Here is a 15,889-nt window from a genome sequence, read left to right on the forward strand (position 1 = left end):
GAGTTCCGTCCCATCGATCACGCGCATAACGCGCGGATCAATGGGACTCTCTACGGGCAGAGAGCATTGTCTGAGACCGTCTTCTCAGTGATCAAGCGCACGCTCGGCGACGCCGTGCGTGCGCGAAGCTGGTATCGAGAGTTCCGTGAAATTGTCCTGATGTGTGTCGTCTACAACATCAAGCGTGCCGTCAAGTAGTAAAATCAAGCGCCGTATAGCGATTCACCACGGCCCACTATTCAGAAATCAAGTTGTTGATTACCCCGATCGAACCACGGAGGACTTACTCCTCGAAGGTCTTCCTATCCGAATATCCAAAAGAAATAATTGTTAAATACTATATAATATTATGTGGTTGGAACTTATTGTGTGGTAATGGACGAGGAAAAGGGGCTTCGTCAATAGTCGATCACTCCTCGTCCCCCCACGTATATTCAAACGAGACACCACGAACTGTTGGAGTGTGGGGGATGACGATCACCTTATCCGGCCGATCGTCCTGCCTAAACAGCTAACACCCACCCAAGCCCCACAAATCCGTTCACCGTGAGCTCTTTCACACGAGCAACTCGATCTCATTATCTCGTCGAAGCGGCCTACCGGTCGGTACGGATCCTCGAGCCCAGCCACTTAGGGACCTCTCGATTAACCCAGCGTGCTCATAATACCGATGCTCGAGCGTTGCAAAGCCCCCACTCGAAATAGCGTATCGGCTGAGGTCCAAGCCCCCCATTCCTTGGGCGGCCGACTGTGATCGGATGCGTTGAGGCTAGTAGCGAGGGTGATTGTCTCGTCCGGAGCGTCTTTCATTAGTGGCAGCGACAGACGGCCGGTCCCTCGCCGCCATAATCAATCATACGACTAAGTATATAACTGTTGGGCAAATGAAATAATGGCGAGTGGTCACGTGGATCAGAAATTAGGGATACAGACTGTGCCCAAGCTCGTTTACAATTTCAGCACCTGTCCGCCCACAGGTTTCGCAAACGGTTGTTCCCTCTTTTGGATTCCATGCGGGTGTATGCTCCCCATCGGAACAGACTGTTGTCGATTTCATTTTGGTTCCCATCTGTACTGCGTCTCACTCTCAGCCGATCAGAATATCGTCTGCGTTCTTTTCGTTTTGCTCCAGTTCTTCCATTGCTGCATCAACTTCTGCCTGCGTTGCTTCTTCGAGGGAACTATCCAAATTTCCCCCTCTGTTGGTTGTTGGTTCCCCATTTGAACCCCCTCGGTGTCATCAATGCAACTGTATATGCTTGAACATATCTATTGTTTGTACTTATCACCAATAGCACGGTCTTGTACAGGTATTGGTAGCTGGTCCGGTAACACCCTGACCTGTACGTATCGCAGCGGATCAGGATATGACACCATAATAATGTTGAGGAATATCAGTTAAGATTTTTCTTGCTCCCTGAATGGCGGGGGAGTAACATCATTCTCCCTGTAAACGATGAGGTCCCAAAAACCACAATCAGTTAGTCCTGAGTCTGCATCAATTCGAAATAATTTAACCAGGGAATCTGACGCCGGTTCTCAACTCACCGTACCAAATGATCGAAGCACTACAAAACTAATCTCATTTGTCGAATGGGTGCTCGTTGAACTCACACATGAAAACATCGTCGCTGAGTACCGGTCGTCACATCTCTGGGGTCAACAGCGAACACAATATACTATAGCGGACTCCAACGGGGAGTCCTTCTTGAAGCAACACTACGATGCTCGGCTTGGCTGGCACACAGAGACACTCCGCCGAGAGGAACTCCGAACGGGACTCGTAAGCCGATTATCGAGATCTCGTCCAGAGACATCCGATCCGCCTCGTGACGTGGCGTGTCGGTGTGACCGCTTTGTTCTCAAACCTCTCCGTCGACTTCCTCAGCGGAGGATACGAAATAATTCGGAAGAATACCAAACTATTAGTACGAGGCAACTCTACAGGGACCAATGAGCGATCACTCACATGCGTGGCCAGCAGAGATGGACGCTGCTGACCGTGTCAGGCATGTTGCGTTGACTCGAACGACGCCACAAAATGCCGGCTGGATTGCTGAAGAGGCAAATGTCTCGAGGGATACAGCCGCCAAATATCTCGAGCGGATGGCCGATCAGGGCGACCTTGAGATCGTTGAAACAGCTGACGGAACGTGTTACAAGCCAGATGACGTAACGCAATTCCTCCGCGAAGTCCGCACCCTCGCTGAAGAACAGTCTGTGAATGAACTCACCGACGAGTTGCGTGCAATCGGTGACGAAATCGACTCGTGGAAATCAACGTACGATGTCGAATCACTCGAAGAACTTCGCCGGAGTATTGGGCGTGAGGATCTATCGTCCAGCGATCGACGTGAGCGCCTTGAGGCCATCGAGGAATGGGAGTACAACATTCAGGTACGGGAAGCGCTTCAGCTTGCCATCAGCCTCCAGAGTTCACTGACGAGGCTTGACGCAGATCCGCGTATCGGGGAGATTGGTACGGGGACGCTTCCACAGGAAGGCTAACACACAGATGGTACTGTTTCTTGCTGGTGGCCGAGGGTTCACTCGGCGCGAAGGACTTCGTCGGATCAAAGAACGCCTCGAGAAAGAACCCGGTTTTTCCAACGTCCAATATCGACCGTCACGACTCCGTCCCCGGTCTGTTGCTGCTGACGTCGATACGGAGATGTTCCTCGGGAGAAGATTCCGGCGGCAGCAGGCTACTTTTGAGGTTGCCTGGCGTCCCCGTGCTGGCACTGATGTCCAGCGTGTGCAGTGGGCCGACGATGCAGTCAGTCTGGGATGGCACAAAGATAACGACCACGAAGACCTTGGGACAACTCATTTCCAGATCAAGACTGATGAGGACCTAGTCCACGAACCGGGACACCTCGAGGCGGAAGCACCGCTGAGTTTCCTGGAGATTTGCCTGCAGCGACTCCCTGCAAAGCTTGAGGAGACAATTACGGACTGAACTTGGTTACTCCCGATCCGATAACTTCGTTGAGAAACGATCGAGGCGCTCCTGTGCAGACTCTTTTCGAGACTGTGTGACTTCAGGAAGATATTCGGCTTCGCGGAGTTCGCTCGCTTCAACAGCAATCTCAAGAACTGCCCTTCATGCTGGCTTTCCGACGGTAGTCTCGTTACGTCGATGTCGAGCTGATCGATAGTTTCGCAGCCCTCCTCGAGTAGGAGAACACGGGGTGCAGTACAGCCTTGCAAGCAGCATTGCGATGATTCGATTCAGGAATTGAACCACTTCTAACCGCAGTGACGTCGTAGCTTCATCTACACGCTCAGCTTTACCCGTCGACATTAATTTCAAGTCTCCGCTTCAAGCGCGGTTCATCGGGTAGTAATTCGTATGTGTGATAGTTCCCGGGGGATCCGGTTCGATTTTCGCTAGTGGTGAGGACACCATCGCGCTCAAGTTCTGTGAGGTGATCATGGACGGCCCGTTCAGTAAGGACAGGTCGACCGTACTCGCGAGCCAACGACCGGTACCGATCGTAGATGGCCGTCATACGCCGCTCATCTACCGTGATGAGTGAGAGTAGGACAAGTCGTCGCTGAACGGAGAGATCAGCGACAAGGATATCGACTTCGATACATTGGAGACGGTCATATGCCCTCGTGACATGTGTGGTCGTAACGGACTCCGTCCCCTCTTCCATTGCGACAGTTCGAGTCAGATTGAGGAGAGCCAGTGCTCGTCTCGCGTTCGACTGATCCTGCGCAATAAGAGCGGCACACATGTCGACCACACCGTACTCTATCGATTGTGCCCAGCCTTTCCGGTCAATCCATGTGTCAAGGATTTCCATCAGACCAGTTCGCGAGAACGGTTCGAATTCAATCCGCTGGTCGTATGATCGGTCATCGACCGATCCAATGAAAACTTCGAGTCCGCGTTCGTGATCGACGATCTCCACGAGACTAAGCGGCGGGCCGGGCGCCGCCTTGTGGCGCGGAGATCTGCAGATCCAGTCGTGGATCACCATCGGATCCGTGATGGCGTCGAGACCGTCGATCACGAGGATTTGTGGCGTTTTGATCTCTGAGATTTTCTTCCGGAGCCGTGTTTTGATTGTCTCACGATCATGCCGATTGACGGGAATAAGGGTATTATCCATCTCGAGCATTTGTAGGAGTCGGATAGCGAGTTGATAGGACGTCTCGCCATCCGATACGTCAACCCATGTCATTCCGACCTGGCCAGAGCTGCGTCGCCTGACGCCGTCAATCGCCTGACGAGTCGTGACCGTTTTTCCTGAGCCGGCCCGCCCGAAGATAAGTACCGATCCTAGCACTTCTCCTGCCACATTCGGCTCAAGTGCAGACTCGATTCGGTTGCGTTCCCTCGTTCGTAACTGGGCGGTGGACGACATTACGGAATTGCCGTCGAGCGAGTCAGGGACCGCCCGATCGTAATCCATCCACCGCATACTTATTCCTCAACCATACCATATATAAGTATTTTGGGAGTTGCTTCGTGTGAATGATGAGAATCGAGAGAAATTCGAAGATTCACGTGAATTCGGGGAGAACGTGGCCGGAAACGCCCTACTTTTGCATATACCCATCAATTCCATATTGTGGCATGGGAACAGATAGCAACCACGAGACAACGACCGAGATAAACACAGCAGAGGGCACGGGACCACCGGATCGGACGGAACTACGCCGAGGAAGGTGGGAGCGAGCCTGGACGATGATGGAAGATCACGACTACGATGCGCTAGTCCTCGCGCACCAGGGCATGATCACCGAATACGGGTACCTGACGTACTTCGCGGAGTACTTCACGGTGTTGCGCTCCGCGTACGCCGTGATCTTCCCAGAAGAACCGCCGACACTCATTCTGCCGACGCGGGCGGACGCGTATCTTGCAGAGAACCGAACGGGACTCGAAACTGTCCAGGCAGGAACAGGCGACGTAATCGCCGGCGAACCCGCACTCGGACAGGAACTCGTTGCCCGACTGACTGCCGACGAGCACGATGTCAGCCGCGTCGGTATCGCAGGTATGAACCAGATCATGAACGTCGAGGATTACCGCCACCTCGTCGACCGGTTACCGGATGTCGAACTGATTGACGCTACAGACACAGTCGGCAGACTCAAGACGATCAAAGAACCCGCTGAACTCCCGATGGTCAGGGAGAGTGCTGACATTGGTGACGCAGCGATTAAGCGATTTCTTGAAATCGCCGACCTCGGCATGACTGGTTGGGAACTCCGTGGCGAGATGGAACACGTGACACAATCACGGGGCGCCAAGGAGGTACTGACGTTCGTCGGTCAGGGGCCATACTTCCTTCATCGGCCGACTGCAGACCCGATCGAACCGGGAGACCTGCTGACGGTTTACTCCGAGGTCGTCGGTCCTAACGACTACTGGACCGAACGGGCGATCACCTGTGCCGTCGGCGATGTGTCCGAGCGGAAACAGCAGGTCGGCGAGGCGTGTTACGACGCTCTCTCAGCCGCAGAGGATGCGTTGCATCCAGGTAACACGGCTGCAGATGTCGCCCAGGCGATCGAGGCAGTTGCGACTGAGGTTGATGTCGAGACCGGAATTTGGCACGGCCACGGTGTTGGTGTCGATCACGACCAGCCGGTAATCGGCGTGAATAATGACACAACGCTCGAGGCGGGCATGGTGATTAGCGTCCATCCGAACTTCAGCGATGAATCATCGGGGATTGGGGCTTCTGTGGCTGACACGTACGCAATAACTGATGATGGTTACGAGCGACTGAGCAGCCTCCCACGAACATTCCGAACGATCAAACCAGACAGATGACAGAGACAATACCGATCGATCAGCTTGTCCTAGGTATCGACGTTGGTGGCACATACACCGACTTTACCGCCTATGACGAAACGGCCGACGCACTGTACGAACACAAGACACGCTCGACCCCAGCGAATCCATCTGACGCTGTACTTACCGGAATCAGTGAACTCGCAGATCGGTTCGGGATCTCCCGGGAGTCACTATTGAATCGCACCCGACTGATCGTCCATGGGACGACGATCGCCACCAACGCAGTGCTCACAGGGGACGGTGCGACAACGGGCCTCCTCACGACCGAAGGATTTCGCGACGTTCTCGAAATGCGACGGGGCATCCGAAGCCGGGAGAACCTTTATAATAATAAGTACGAACCCCCGGAACCGCTCGTCCCACGTCACCGGCGTGTGGGCGTAACCGAGCGAGTCAACGCAGACGGCGATGTCGTCACGCCATTGGATACTGACTCTCTCGAAACAGCGGCTGAGGGCTTCGATGACGTCGACGCAGTCGCCATTTGTTTCATGCACAGTTACGCTAACGGCGAGCACGAGACGCAGGCTGAGACCTTCATTGAAGAGACCGTCGACGACGCGTTCGTAACCGTTTCGAGTGACGTCCTCCCGGAGGCAGGCCACTACTCTCGGGTGAGTACTACGGCAATGAACGCCTACGTCGGCCCGGTCGTCGAGCGCTATCTGAACGCGCTTGAGGAGCGCCTCGAAACGAACGGGTTCAGCGGGTCGCTCCAGATCATGCAATCCAACGGCGGGATTGCCCCACCGGGTTCAGTCATCAAACGGCCAGCGACCACTGTCTTATCGGGACCTGCGGGGGCGCCAGTTGGTGCAAACCAGTTCGCGGAGGACCTCGGGTTCGACCGGGCGGTCGTGGCCGATATGGGCGGGACGAGTTTCGACGTCTCGCTCGTCAGCGACGGTAGCGTAAACGTGACGACCGACGGAGAAATTAACCGCCAACCCGTCTCGTTACCGATGTGTGACGTGAATACGATCGGTGCTGGCGGCGGCTCGATTGCCTGGGTCGACGACGGTGGCTTGCTCCGGATCGGGCCCGACAGCGCCGGCGCCGATCCCGGACCAGCGTGTTACGGTCGTGGCGGTGAGCAACCTACCTGCACCGACGCCGATCTCTTGCTTGGCTACCTTAACCCGGAAAAATTCGTCGACGGGACGTTTGATGTTGAAGCCGCCGAGACGGCGGTCGCGTCCGTCGCGGACGAACTTGGCTACGACCTCAACGAAGCCGCCTCCGGCATCTTCGACATCATCAATCTCAGCATGGCTAGGGCTATCGAGGACATTACACTCTCGGCCGGCTACGATCCGCGCGAGTTCCCACTCGCGATTGGCGGCGGAGCCGGACCTATCCACGCGGCTGGTATTGCACACGAACTGGACATTGAGACCATTATTATTCCCCAAATATCACCAGTTCTTGCAGCGTTTGGCATGCTAACGGCTGACCTTCGACATGACTACGTCCGCGGTTTCCACGACCAGTGGGCAGACATCGATGCGCCGACCATTCGCGAAACGATCTATGAGATGGTCGGGGAAGGACGGGAGGCCCTTGATGATGAGGGCGTTGCCCGCGAACACCAGCGCATGCAGCCCGCGATCGACCTGCGCTATCGCGGCCAACATCACGAACTAACGATCGACGTACCAATGGATGAGATCGAACGAGGTGAACTGGATCGAGTTCCCGATCGCTTCGACGAAAAGCACGAGAGTCTCTACGGCTACGCAATGGAAGGAGAACCGCTCGAAGTCCTCTCACTTCGCGTCACTGCGGAAGGCATCCGCGAGGGCGTTCTCAACGATGAGGAGATCACCGGCGACGTCACGCGAACGGGAGTGCGGACAATCCGCGACCCAGTCTCGAAAGACTCCGTAGAAGCAACAATATACGAAGGAGCAACGATGGATCCGGACGAATCGATACCGGGACCAGCCGTTATCGAGTCGCCGTCAACGGCGATCGTTGTCCCGTCAACGTTTACCTGTGAATCAGACCAACGCGGGAGCTTCGTCTTGAACGCAGGAGGTGGTTCCAATGAGTGAAAACGAACGTAAATCCGGTCGTGACGACTCGCTCGACCCTGTGGTGACCTCGGTCATTGCGTCTCGGTTGGAGGGGATCGGCCGAAAGATGGGGACGACGATCGAACGCAGCGCTCGGTCGCCGCTGCTGGTTGAGGGCCGAGACTTCTCTGTAGGAATCTATGACGCCAACGGCGTCCTGATCCACCAGACAGAGTACATCCCAATCCTCGGGTACGCAACGGCGCCTGGCGTCCAGCAGGTTATCGACGCCTTCGAGGGAGATATCAACGAGGGCGACGTCATGCTTCACAACGACGTGTTCACCGGCGGGAATCAGCCCTCCGACTGGAAGGTCCTCAAACCCGTCTTCGTTGAGGACGAACTCGTGGCGTGGACGGTGATCAACGCCCACCAGGCCGACGTCGGCGGCTCCGTTCCCGGATCGTACAATCCTGACGCCACGGAGATCTGGCAGGAGGCGCTACGCATCCCGCCGGTCAAACTCTATGACGGCGGTGAGCGTCGCGACGATGTCTGGGAACTCATCTTCGGCAACGTTCGGTTAGACGTCGTCTCTGACGACGTCCGCGCGATGATCGGCGGCTGTACGGTTGGGGAGCGCAACCTTCACGAGCTCCTCGAGCGATACGACGTCGAGACGTTCCATCGCCACAAGAGTGAACTGCTCGATTCGACAGAGAAGATGGTCCGTGAAGGCATTCAAGAGATTCCTGATGGGACCTATGAAAGCGAGGTACCCGTCGTTGACGACGGATTCGATCACGAACGGGAAATGACCATCGCCGTCACGATCGAGGTCGCTGGCGAGACGATGTCCTTCGACTTCGCCGGAACTACTGATCAGACGCCAGGCTACGTTAACGCACCGCGAGCGGTGACAATGAGTTCCGTCATGATTACCATATTCATGATCCTCGAGGAACACATCCCGCATAACGACGGCATCCTTCGGTGTGTCGATATCGACATCCCCAGTGGGTCGATGCTTAATCCGGACTTTCCGGCGGCATCGGCGTTCGGTAATCACCTCAGTGACCAGATTTGCACAGTGATCATGGACGCACTCGCAGACGCAGTTCCCAAGCGCGTAACCGCCGGCTGGAACCCACTCCTGTGCGGACTTGTCAGCGGTATCGATCCGCGGATCGATGAACCATACGTCGACCTCATCCTCAACGGAACGAAAGGTGGTAGCGGCGGCACGTACAACGCTGACGGTTACGATCACATCGGCCTCATCGCCTCGGGCGGAGCAATCGCCGCACAGGATCCAGAAATGTTCGAAATTCAAGACCCCCACTTCCTACATCACTACGAGTTCGAACAAGATTCCGCTGGGGCAGGTCGCTGGCGCGGCGGACTTGGTGTTCGCACCGAATTCGAATTCCTCGCCGATGGCGTCGAGGCCAGTATCTTCGGCGACGGCGATTCCACAGAGACGGCGGCACCCGGTCTCTTTGACGGCCTTCGGGGCAGTCCGAACGCGCTCGAACTTGAATACCCAGACGGAGACACCTACGAACCGGAGCTAAAGGAGCTCGTCGGGGGTATCCCCAAGGGGACGACGTGGAAACAGGTCGCAGGCGGTGGCGGCGGCTACGGGAATCCCCTCGAACGCCCCGTCGAGACGGTTGCCGAAGACGTTCGCAACGGGCTGATTTCTCCTGAGGCAGCCAAATCGGAGTACGGGGTTGTAGTAACGAAGGACGGAACGGTGAATACCGACCAGACTGAGCAGTTGCGACGTGAACTTGCCCCCACGGACCTCGAGGTTGTCGACGCGGATTCTTGAGCTACCCACGACTTCATAGTAGTTGCTGAAGTAGCCAAGCGACGATTGTCGTCGGGGTCGTTGTCTCGATATGGTCGAGACAACCGAGGCAACACAGGTGACTCGCGCGGCTTCGTCACTGCTGTTTCCGGAACTAGAATTTGGGATCGGTGCAAACGACACATATCCGAGCGAGGACTTCCAGCGAGTCCTCGCTCGGATCGCCTTCGACAATGAGTTCGCTAACACTGGCGCGAAGCCTATCAGCTTGCCCGTGGCGACGATATTGCCATTGATGCAGCCGCTCGAAGCCCGCTTGCACGGGCGCTCCTCTACCATTTGCGTGGACTCGACGCGGACGCGGTCGACGACCAGTTCGACCGCGTCCGCGACGCAATCCTTGCGGAAGCAGCTCGCAACCGCGTGTTTACCAGAATTGAGGCGAGAATGCCCCTTCCTCAAGGAGCGAGTATTGCGAGCGAGTAGGGAGGGGATGAATCGCCGCACGACAGTACAAGCCATTAAGTAAACACAACCCAAACCAGTAGGAAGCGATGGAATACAGTCACCGCTACCCTGCATACCCGACAAAAGAGGGAGCGGCTGAACTGCAACATCACATCGACATTCATCGCCAAGCGTACAACTACACCCTCTACGAGTACGAGAATGTAGACGCCGACGACATCGGCTCCGCGTACAAACACCACTACCGACTCCCCGACTGGAAAGAAGAGTTCCCCGTCTTCTCGGAAGTCAACTCGAAGGCTCTGCAACGAACCGTTACGCGGTTCTACCAGAACCTCGATGGACTCTCCGAGCAGAAGCAAAACGGTCGAAAGGTCGGGAAACTCAAGTGGAAGTCCCCGAGTGAGTTCCAGAGTATGACGTACTCGCAGTCCGGCTTCGAACTCAAAAACACGAGTGGCCGACGTGCGACGCTCTGGCTCTCCAAAATCGGCGACTTCCCGATCCGCTACCACCGCGAAATCCCAGACGAAGCAGCCATCAAAGAAGTCATCATCAAGAAGGAGACAACTGGTGACTGGTTCGTCTCCTTCGGCCTCGAAACCGATGAAGCCGATCTACCCGAGAAACCTGACGTAGATTCACTCGACACGAGCAACAGCGTCGGTGTTGATCTCGGCATTCTGAACTACATCCACACTAGTGACGACAAGATCGTGGACTGGCTCGACCTCGAAGACGAATACGCCCTCCTCCGCCGTGAACAACGCAAGTTGTCGCGGAAAGAAGAAGGGGCGAACAACTACGAGAAGCAACGCCGAGAAGTGGCGAAGGTCAAGCGTCACATCCGTCGGAAGGTGCTGGACTACCAGCACAAGTTGACGACGTGGCTCGTCTGCGAATACGACGCCGTGTTTGTCGAGGACTTGGATGTGAAGGGGATGTTGGAACAGTCGCACAACGCTCGGAACAAACAGGGTGCAGCGTGGCGACAGTTCATCTCCCTCCTTGAATATAAGGCAGACTTGTACGGCTGTCACGTCGTTCAGGTGGAAGCCGCTGGGACGACGAAAGAGTGCGCGAAGTGTAATGTGGAGACGGCGAAACCCATCTGGGTTCGAGAACACTCGTGTCCGTCGTGTGGGTTCGAGTGTGCTCGGGACGCGAACGCGGCGGTAAATGTCTTGGAGCGCGGCTTTTCTGAGTTAGGGCTGGGATGGCCCGAAGACACGCCTGTGGAGACTGCACTCCCTACGGACACCCATTCGGTGTCTGCAAAGCGCGTCATCGAAACAGGAAGCCCCACCTTCAGCGAAGCCGCTGTAATGATAAGATAACTTTTGCAAATACGGGCTGAGGAACTGGTCGATCCAGGACTTAGCGAATCCAAGTCGATCGGTGAGGGTGTTGAAGAGACGGCGAGCGAGAGTGCGGAACGCGCTCTCGCTCGCCACGACGATTGGCGAAGCATTGCGTTTGAGCACTTTCCAGACCTGCTCGATTGGGTTGAGATGCGGTGAGCCAACCGGAAGAAAGACGAGATCGATACCGAGTTGATGTGCGCGCTTGCGCGTGTGTTCACAGATGTGAGACGAGAAGTTATCCAAGACGAGCAGAATCCGGGAACGCGGATTCTGCTCGCGGACCTGCTCCAATAGCGCACAGATGTTCTCTTTCGATTGGTCTTCAGGGAACGTCAGGACGCTTTCACCGTTGAGTGTGTAGCACCCGACCGCTGGTTCGTCAAGCTTCACCAGCGGTCGTTCGAGTGTCGGATCATCGACGTACCACAGTCGATGCGAATTGTCGTATGGTTGCGGATGAGAAGCGTCACAAAAACCGACGACAGTACCCCCATCCGTACAAATATCGTCATCGAGGACCCAGCCTTCGTCTTCATCCTCAGGGCGTTTGTTATGCGCTGTCTCTGTGTCCTCGTCGAACGCGTCTGCGACGCGTTCTTCGAGGATTTCATCAGCGTTTTCTGGCCGAGAGGGACGTTTTGGACGAGGTTTCGCGTAGGACAGTCCGAGGTTCCGGAGGAATCGGCCGAGATAATCCGGATGGTACTCTACATCGAACTCTTCGTCCAAGAGTTGATGAACTTCCTGTGCTTTCCAGGGCTGTCCCTCCCGGAGAAGTTCTAACAGACGCTCTTGTTCCTCGTCACCGAGCTTCGGGGGCCTTCCGCCCCCGAAGTTCGGTGTCAGCTGCCCAAGTCCACCATTGTTCCATCGACGTGCCCAGCGACTTCCAGTCGACGCAGATTTGCCAACGTCATCGGCTGCTTCCTCATACGTTGCGCCCTTGTAGAGGCGTTTGACAAAGGTGAGCCGCTTGATGACCTTTGGATCGTCTGCTTCGTCCAGCAGACGATCCAACTCCTCCTCACTCAGATGACGAACGAGATCGCCTCGCCGGTCGCCTCCCATTACTCGCCCATCTCAGCCCATGCCCATAACTTCCATCACTCATTACCGCGCCATTCCCGTAATTCCTCCGTTACGACCGGGTTTGCGTTCTCTTTCAGCCGACTCACGAAGTAGCCGTCGTTCTCATCGATCAACGCGAAGCGGCGATACTTGAAGTAGGCTCGGTCGAACAGAACGAGCCGATCTTCGAGCCACGACCCTATGTTAAACAACGTGCTGTCGTGCGTTTTCTCGTCAGTCACGTCGAGCCGTTCTATCGTCTGCTCAGTGGCATTGTGGAGCAGGTGGAGCTTCGCTCCAGCCTGCTCTTCGTGGCGGGCTTGGAACTCATCGGTGAGGAACTCGTGTAACCGCAATACCGTTCCATCAGCAATCATCACGTCCCTGAATCGGTCGATATCGGCGTCAACAGTGTCAGGGACAGCGACCTCGTCGAGACCGTGCTCGACGAGGTAGCGGAAGTACTCTGCAAGAGACGGCGTCAACCGGTGATAGAAGCCGCCGGGAGAGATCGTCTCATCAGCTGTCGAGTTGTAGCTGCGTCTGAAGCCAGCGAGTGTTCGGCTTTCGCCTGCGGCGAAGCCGAACACGAATGCCCAGACGAAGGCAGGGATCTGGAGCTTGCGGTCGCGTTCGATCACGCCGAGTTCCTCGGCGTGCTCTTCGAGGAACTCAGAGGGAAACAGTGTAGTGAGCCGACGCATAATCCGAGATGAGGAGGCATTGGTGGACACAGCCGTTGCCTCCTCATTCCTCTCGAAAAGATGTCTCGATAAGCCGCCGCTGTCACGTGGTTCTTCGCTTAGCTAAAGACGGATAAGCGTCGGCGTATTGGAAACGTCGACGGTGACCTCGGGCTCGCAGCGAACGTATTGGTCAAACCGCTGTCGCAGCGCCGATACTGCGAGAGATTTCATCTTCCGATGCGGGTCCGACTCTCCTCCGGAGCAATTGATCGTCGGAGTCCCTGAGCCCGCGGTGACGTGATAGAAATGGCGGGCGCGACCATCATCAAATGGACCCCGTGGTCGCATCGTTCCGCCACAGGATGGACAGATGACGTCGGTTCCGTCCTTTACTTCCTCTGGAAGAACGGTGGTGGCCCCTTCTTCGGCAGAGGATTGGGCATGAAGGGCATCTATTCCGAGATTCCGGCTTTGTTCGTGATTCAAATATATTCTTCTCTTATAGCCGCCAAGTTTCAATATTATGATATGTTCAATACCTAGTCGATGGTGAGACGTATATTGAACCAGTTACCGAGTTCATAGACGCCGTCCGTGAAGATAGAACCGGATGATCACCTCTCGAATCGAGAGATATCTCAACGTGGACGATGTGTCGGAGGACGGCGTCAATTAGCTCGTAGTCGCTGGTTCCTCAATCGGCGTAACTTCGACGCCCGAGTCAGAATCGAACTCGATGCCATAATCGAGATAGTGGAACCGAACCGTTCCGACTTGCTCTGTCCGCTCGAATAATCGATCGAGGGCCTCAGGATCGATTACCTTCCAGAGTGGTGGTTGCAGGGCTTCGGGTGACACGCCTTCGTGTCGCGCGATTTCGGTGACGATGGCAACGCTGGGTGATGTCTCCGTAGTGAGCGGCATCGACGCCTCGTACCGTCCGGGTGCGGGTTAATGTTTGGGAGCTGTGCATTGACGAACAGAATTAAGAAACATCGTTTCCGGCGGGAGCCAAAGAAACGATCACGGGTTCACCGCATCGTCGCCCAAATGATCGAACGGACACCGGTGCGCACTTTTTACAACACCCGAGTCGAGGAGATCCAGTCCGATCCCTTCGAGTCGCTGTGAAATCTCGGAGAGTTCCGCGATACTGCGCCCGACGGTCGTGACGTGAAGGTTTCGCTCGCCGGCCAGTACGGTCCGGACCTCTGTTACACCGTCCATCTCGATTGCTTTCTCCGCTAACGCTTCCCGTTCCGACGCCGGTGCGGTACACACGAGAAGCATTTTCGGATTAACGCCGATCCGTTCGAAGTCGAGTTCGACCGTATATCCTTCGATGACACCTTCCGATTCGAGAGCAGCGATCCGATTGCTCACAGTTGTGTCGGAAACGCCGACAGCGTCACCGATCTCCTTCGTCGTATAATTTCGCGCATCGTGCTGGAGTAGTTGGAGAATTCCTTTGTCGGTCTCGTCCAGTTCGAGTCCGTCCTGAGCCATGCCCGTACTCACCCGGTCGAACACTATCAAACCCGGTTGGACACGTCGTCTTCAGCGAAAGGAGGACTATGGATGAGGGTGTCATAGAACAGTTCGCACACCCACCCTATGACTACCCAACAACGGTAAGTACAGAGAAAATACTGATTGGCACAGTGCTATGGGGAAATCCGGGCCAACGAATCGTAGTTGGGCAATTGATTCGTAGCCCGCTTCTACAGTATGGTTTCCTATACAGAAAAGGGGGAGGATCAATCAGGAGTCGGTGTCAGCGATGGTGATGAGGCGCTAACCGTGCTGAGAGATCAATCCTCGTCCGAGGAACATCCGTATCCGGACATTGTGCTTTTGGATCTGAATTTGCCCCGAGTAAGCGGATTTGACGTGCTCGCGGAACTGAAAGACCAGCCAGGCCTTTCCGCCCTCTCAGTACTCGTGCTCACGAGTTCAGAAGCTGAAGAGGATATCGTCAAAAGCTACAAACTGGCCGCCAACGCGTACCTGACGAAGCCAACTGGGCCAGGTGAATTCGATTCGCTCATACGCTCAGTTGAAGACTTCTGGTTCGACAAAGCACGCATTCCACCGACGTCTGCTTGATACACGTTGAGGATGTCATAGAACGTTCGTATATCCTCTCTACGACTACCCGACGAACAATAGGTGCAGGGGAAGCAGTCACCTGAGCAATCGCCGAACTCTTTAGTATCTGTCAAAAGTTGCCTGCTAACTATAGAGGTTAGAGGATATATCGCCCAGCATTTCCTTCAGAGTCAACCAGGTTAAAAACACCAGGGTAGAGATACTATTTGACATCCTTGACAGCAATGTAGATGGATTCTGCTACGAATCGGGGTCTAAATATAGCGGCTATTTCATCATCAGTGGTGGACCGGCTGGGAGCACGGCTTTGCTACAGGACGAACTTCGACTGTGCGACCGAGTCAGGAGTGTTCTTCGAGATGAACCGATTCATCGCCGTTGATGGTGACTATATAGCCGTCGTACGAGAACGTGACCGAAACTTCCGCGGCGGTACACAAAGCGTCAAGCGCGTCCGGATCGACAACGTCGTGCAGCGGTCGCAACTCCTCGACGGGGGTTCCCTTTCGCTGTGCGACAGCCATCACGACTGCAAGACTCACAGATCA

12 protein-coding genes and 3 pseudogenes are annotated in these 15,889 nt (G+C 55.5%); 8 read left to right on the plus strand and 7 right to left on the minus strand.

Translation table 11 applies throughout. From position 1 onward, the window contains the following. Both EA473_RS19245 and EA473_RS19255 read left to right on the plus strand, forming a co-directional pair. Window positions 1–198: transposase (locus EA473_RS19245; protein WP_133306931.1), on the plus strand; the 198-nt coding region annotated here is incomplete at its 5' end. Between the two features lie 1,755 nt (window positions 199–1,953). Continuing rightward, window positions 1,954–2,508 carry a DUF4208 domain-containing protein gene (locus EA473_RS19255; RefSeq protein WP_243645319.1) on the plus strand — a complete coding sequence of 185 codons (555 nt, stop codon included), beginning with the start codon at window positions 1,954–1,956 and terminating at the stop codon, window positions 2,506–2,508. A gap of 457 nt (window positions 2,509–2,965) precedes the next feature. Here the strand turns inward: EA473_RS19255 and EA473_RS22890 are convergent. Further along, window positions 2,966–3,231, minus strand: a pseudogene (locus tag EA473_RS22890) (DUF3006 domain-containing protein). Window positions 3,232–3,290: 59 nt separating this feature from the next. Next, window positions 3,291–4,433 (minus strand): Cdc6/Cdc18 family protein, encoded by a 1,143-nt coding sequence (locus EA473_RS19270; RefSeq protein ID WP_124197271.1) that lies wholly within the window; start codon window positions 4,431–4,433, stop codon window positions 3,291–3,293. A gap of 155 nt (window positions 4,434–4,588) precedes the next feature. Between EA473_RS19270 and EA473_RS19275 the strand changes: the two genes are divergently transcribed. The 4 genes from EA473_RS19275 (at window position 4,589) to EA473_RS19295 (ending at window position 11,451) form a co-directional block, all read left to right on the plus strand. Then, a complete protein-coding gene (locus tag EA473_RS19275) occupies window positions 4,589–5,794 on the plus strand; it encodes a Xaa-Pro peptidase family protein (protein WP_279387676.1) in 1,206 nt (401 codons plus the stop codon). After that, window positions 5,791–7,872: a hydantoinase/oxoprolinase family protein gene (locus EA473_RS19280; protein WP_124197273.1), complete on the plus strand. Its 2,082-nt coding sequence runs from the start codon at window positions 5,791–5,793 to the stop codon at window positions 7,870–7,872. The genes EA473_RS19275 and EA473_RS19280 overlap by 4 nt, the downstream gene beginning before the upstream one ends. Continuing rightward, entirely contained in the window at window positions 7,865–9,667 is a 1,803-nt protein-coding gene (locus tag EA473_RS19285) for a hydantoinase B/oxoprolinase family protein (protein ID WP_124197274.1), read from the plus strand. Before EA473_RS19280 ends, EA473_RS19285 begins: the two co-directional genes overlap by 8 nt. A 533-nt stretch (window positions 9,668–10,200) precedes the next feature. Then, entirely contained in the window at window positions 10,201–11,451 is a 1,251-nt protein-coding gene (locus tag EA473_RS19295; RefSeq protein ID WP_124197275.1) for an RNA-guided endonuclease InsQ/TnpB family protein, read from the plus strand. Here EA473_RS19295 and EA473_RS19300 read toward each other — a convergent pair. Then, window positions 11,446–12,546 (minus strand): annotated as a pseudogene (locus EA473_RS19300) (IS630 family transposase); the annotation flags it as partial. The gene EA473_RS19295 and the pseudogene EA473_RS19300 overlap by 6 nt on opposite strands. Before the next feature lie 44 nt (window positions 12,547–12,590). After that, a pseudogene (locus tag EA473_RS19305) lies at window positions 12,591–13,250 on the minus strand (IS4 family transposase); the annotation flags it as partial. A 288-nt stretch (window positions 13,251–13,538) separates the two neighbouring features. Between EA473_RS19305 and EA473_RS19310 the strand changes: the two are divergent. Next, window positions 13,539–13,775, plus strand: coding sequence for a hypothetical protein (locus tag EA473_RS19310; RefSeq protein ID WP_124197276.1), 237 nt, complete (start codon window positions 13,539–13,541; stop codon window positions 13,773–13,775). Window positions 13,776–13,904: 129 nt separating this feature from the next. Here EA473_RS19310 and EA473_RS19315 read toward each other — a convergent pair whose 3' ends face one another. After that, window positions 13,905–14,156: a HalOD1 output domain-containing protein gene (locus EA473_RS19315; protein WP_124197277.1), complete on the minus strand. Its 252-nt coding sequence runs from the start codon at window positions 14,154–14,156 to the stop codon at window positions 13,905–13,907. 99 nt (window positions 14,157–14,255) lie between these two features. Further along, a complete protein-coding gene (locus tag EA473_RS19320) occupies window positions 14,256–14,738 on the minus strand; it encodes an Lrp/AsnC family transcriptional regulator (RefSeq protein ID WP_124197278.1) in 483 nt (160 codons plus the stop codon). 222 nt (window positions 14,739–14,960) lie between these two features. On the opposite strand from EA473_RS19320, the gene EA473_RS19325 reads away from it, so the two are divergent. Next, the gene (locus tag EA473_RS19325; protein ID WP_124197279.1) at window positions 14,961–15,338 is read left to right on the plus strand and encodes a response regulator; all 378 of its coding nucleotides are present in this window, start codon (window positions 14,961–14,963) and stop codon (window positions 15,336–15,338) included. A 344-nt stretch (window positions 15,339–15,682) separates the two neighbouring features. Here the strand turns inward: EA473_RS19325 and EA473_RS19330 are convergent, their stop codons facing one another. Continuing rightward, window positions 15,683–15,883: a HalOD1 output domain-containing protein gene (locus EA473_RS19330; protein WP_279387677.1), complete on the minus strand. Its 201-nt coding sequence runs from the start codon at window positions 15,881–15,883 to the stop codon at window positions 15,683–15,685. Between the last annotated feature and the right edge of the window lie 6 nt (window positions 15,884–15,889).

Origin of the sequence: Natrarchaeobius chitinivorans (assembly GCF_003841505.1) — an archaeon.
In the GTDB taxonomy this organism is placed as follows: Archaea; Halobacteriota; Halobacteria; order Halobacteriales; family Natrialbaceae; genus Natrarchaeobius; species Natrarchaeobius chitinivorans.

Bases quoted from the DNA above. Each gene is read 5' to 3' on its own strand.
- EA473_RS19280 (WP_124197273.1), top strand. From the start codon at position 5,791: ATGACAGAGACAATACCGATCGATCAGCTTGTCCTAGGTATCGACGTT.
- EA473_RS19285 (WP_124197274.1), top strand. From the start codon at position 7,865: ATGAGTGAAAACGAACGTAAATCCGGTCGTGACGACTCGCTCGACCCT.
- EA473_RS19255 (WP_243645319.1), top strand. From the start codon at position 1,954: ATGAGCGATCACTCACATGCGTGGCCAGCAGAGATGGACGCTGCTGAC.
- EA473_RS19310 (WP_124197276.1), top strand. From the start codon at position 13,539: ATGGCGGGCGCGACCATCATCAAATGGACCCCGTGGTCGCATCGTTCC.
- EA473_RS19320 (WP_124197278.1), bottom strand. From the start codon at position 14,738: ATGGCTCAGGACGGACTCGAACTGGACGAGACCGACAAAGGAATTCTC.
- EA473_RS19275 (WP_279387676.1), top strand. From the start codon at position 4,589: ATGGGAACAGATAGCAACCACGAGACAACGACCGAGATAAACACAGCA.
- EA473_RS19325 (WP_124197279.1), top strand. From the start codon at position 14,961: ATGGTTTCCTATACAGAAAAGGGGGAGGATCAATCAGGAGTCGGTGTC.
- EA473_RS19295 (WP_124197275.1), top strand. From the start codon at position 10,201: ATGGAATACAGTCACCGCTACCCTGCATACCCGACAAAAGAGGGAGCG.
- EA473_RS19315 (WP_124197277.1), bottom strand. From the start codon at position 14,156: ATGCCGCTCACTACGGAGACATCACCCAGCGTTGCCATCGTCACCGAA.
- EA473_RS19270 (WP_124197271.1), bottom strand. From the start codon at position 4,433: ATGCGGTGGATGGATTACGATCGGGCGGTCCCTGACTCGCTCGACGGC.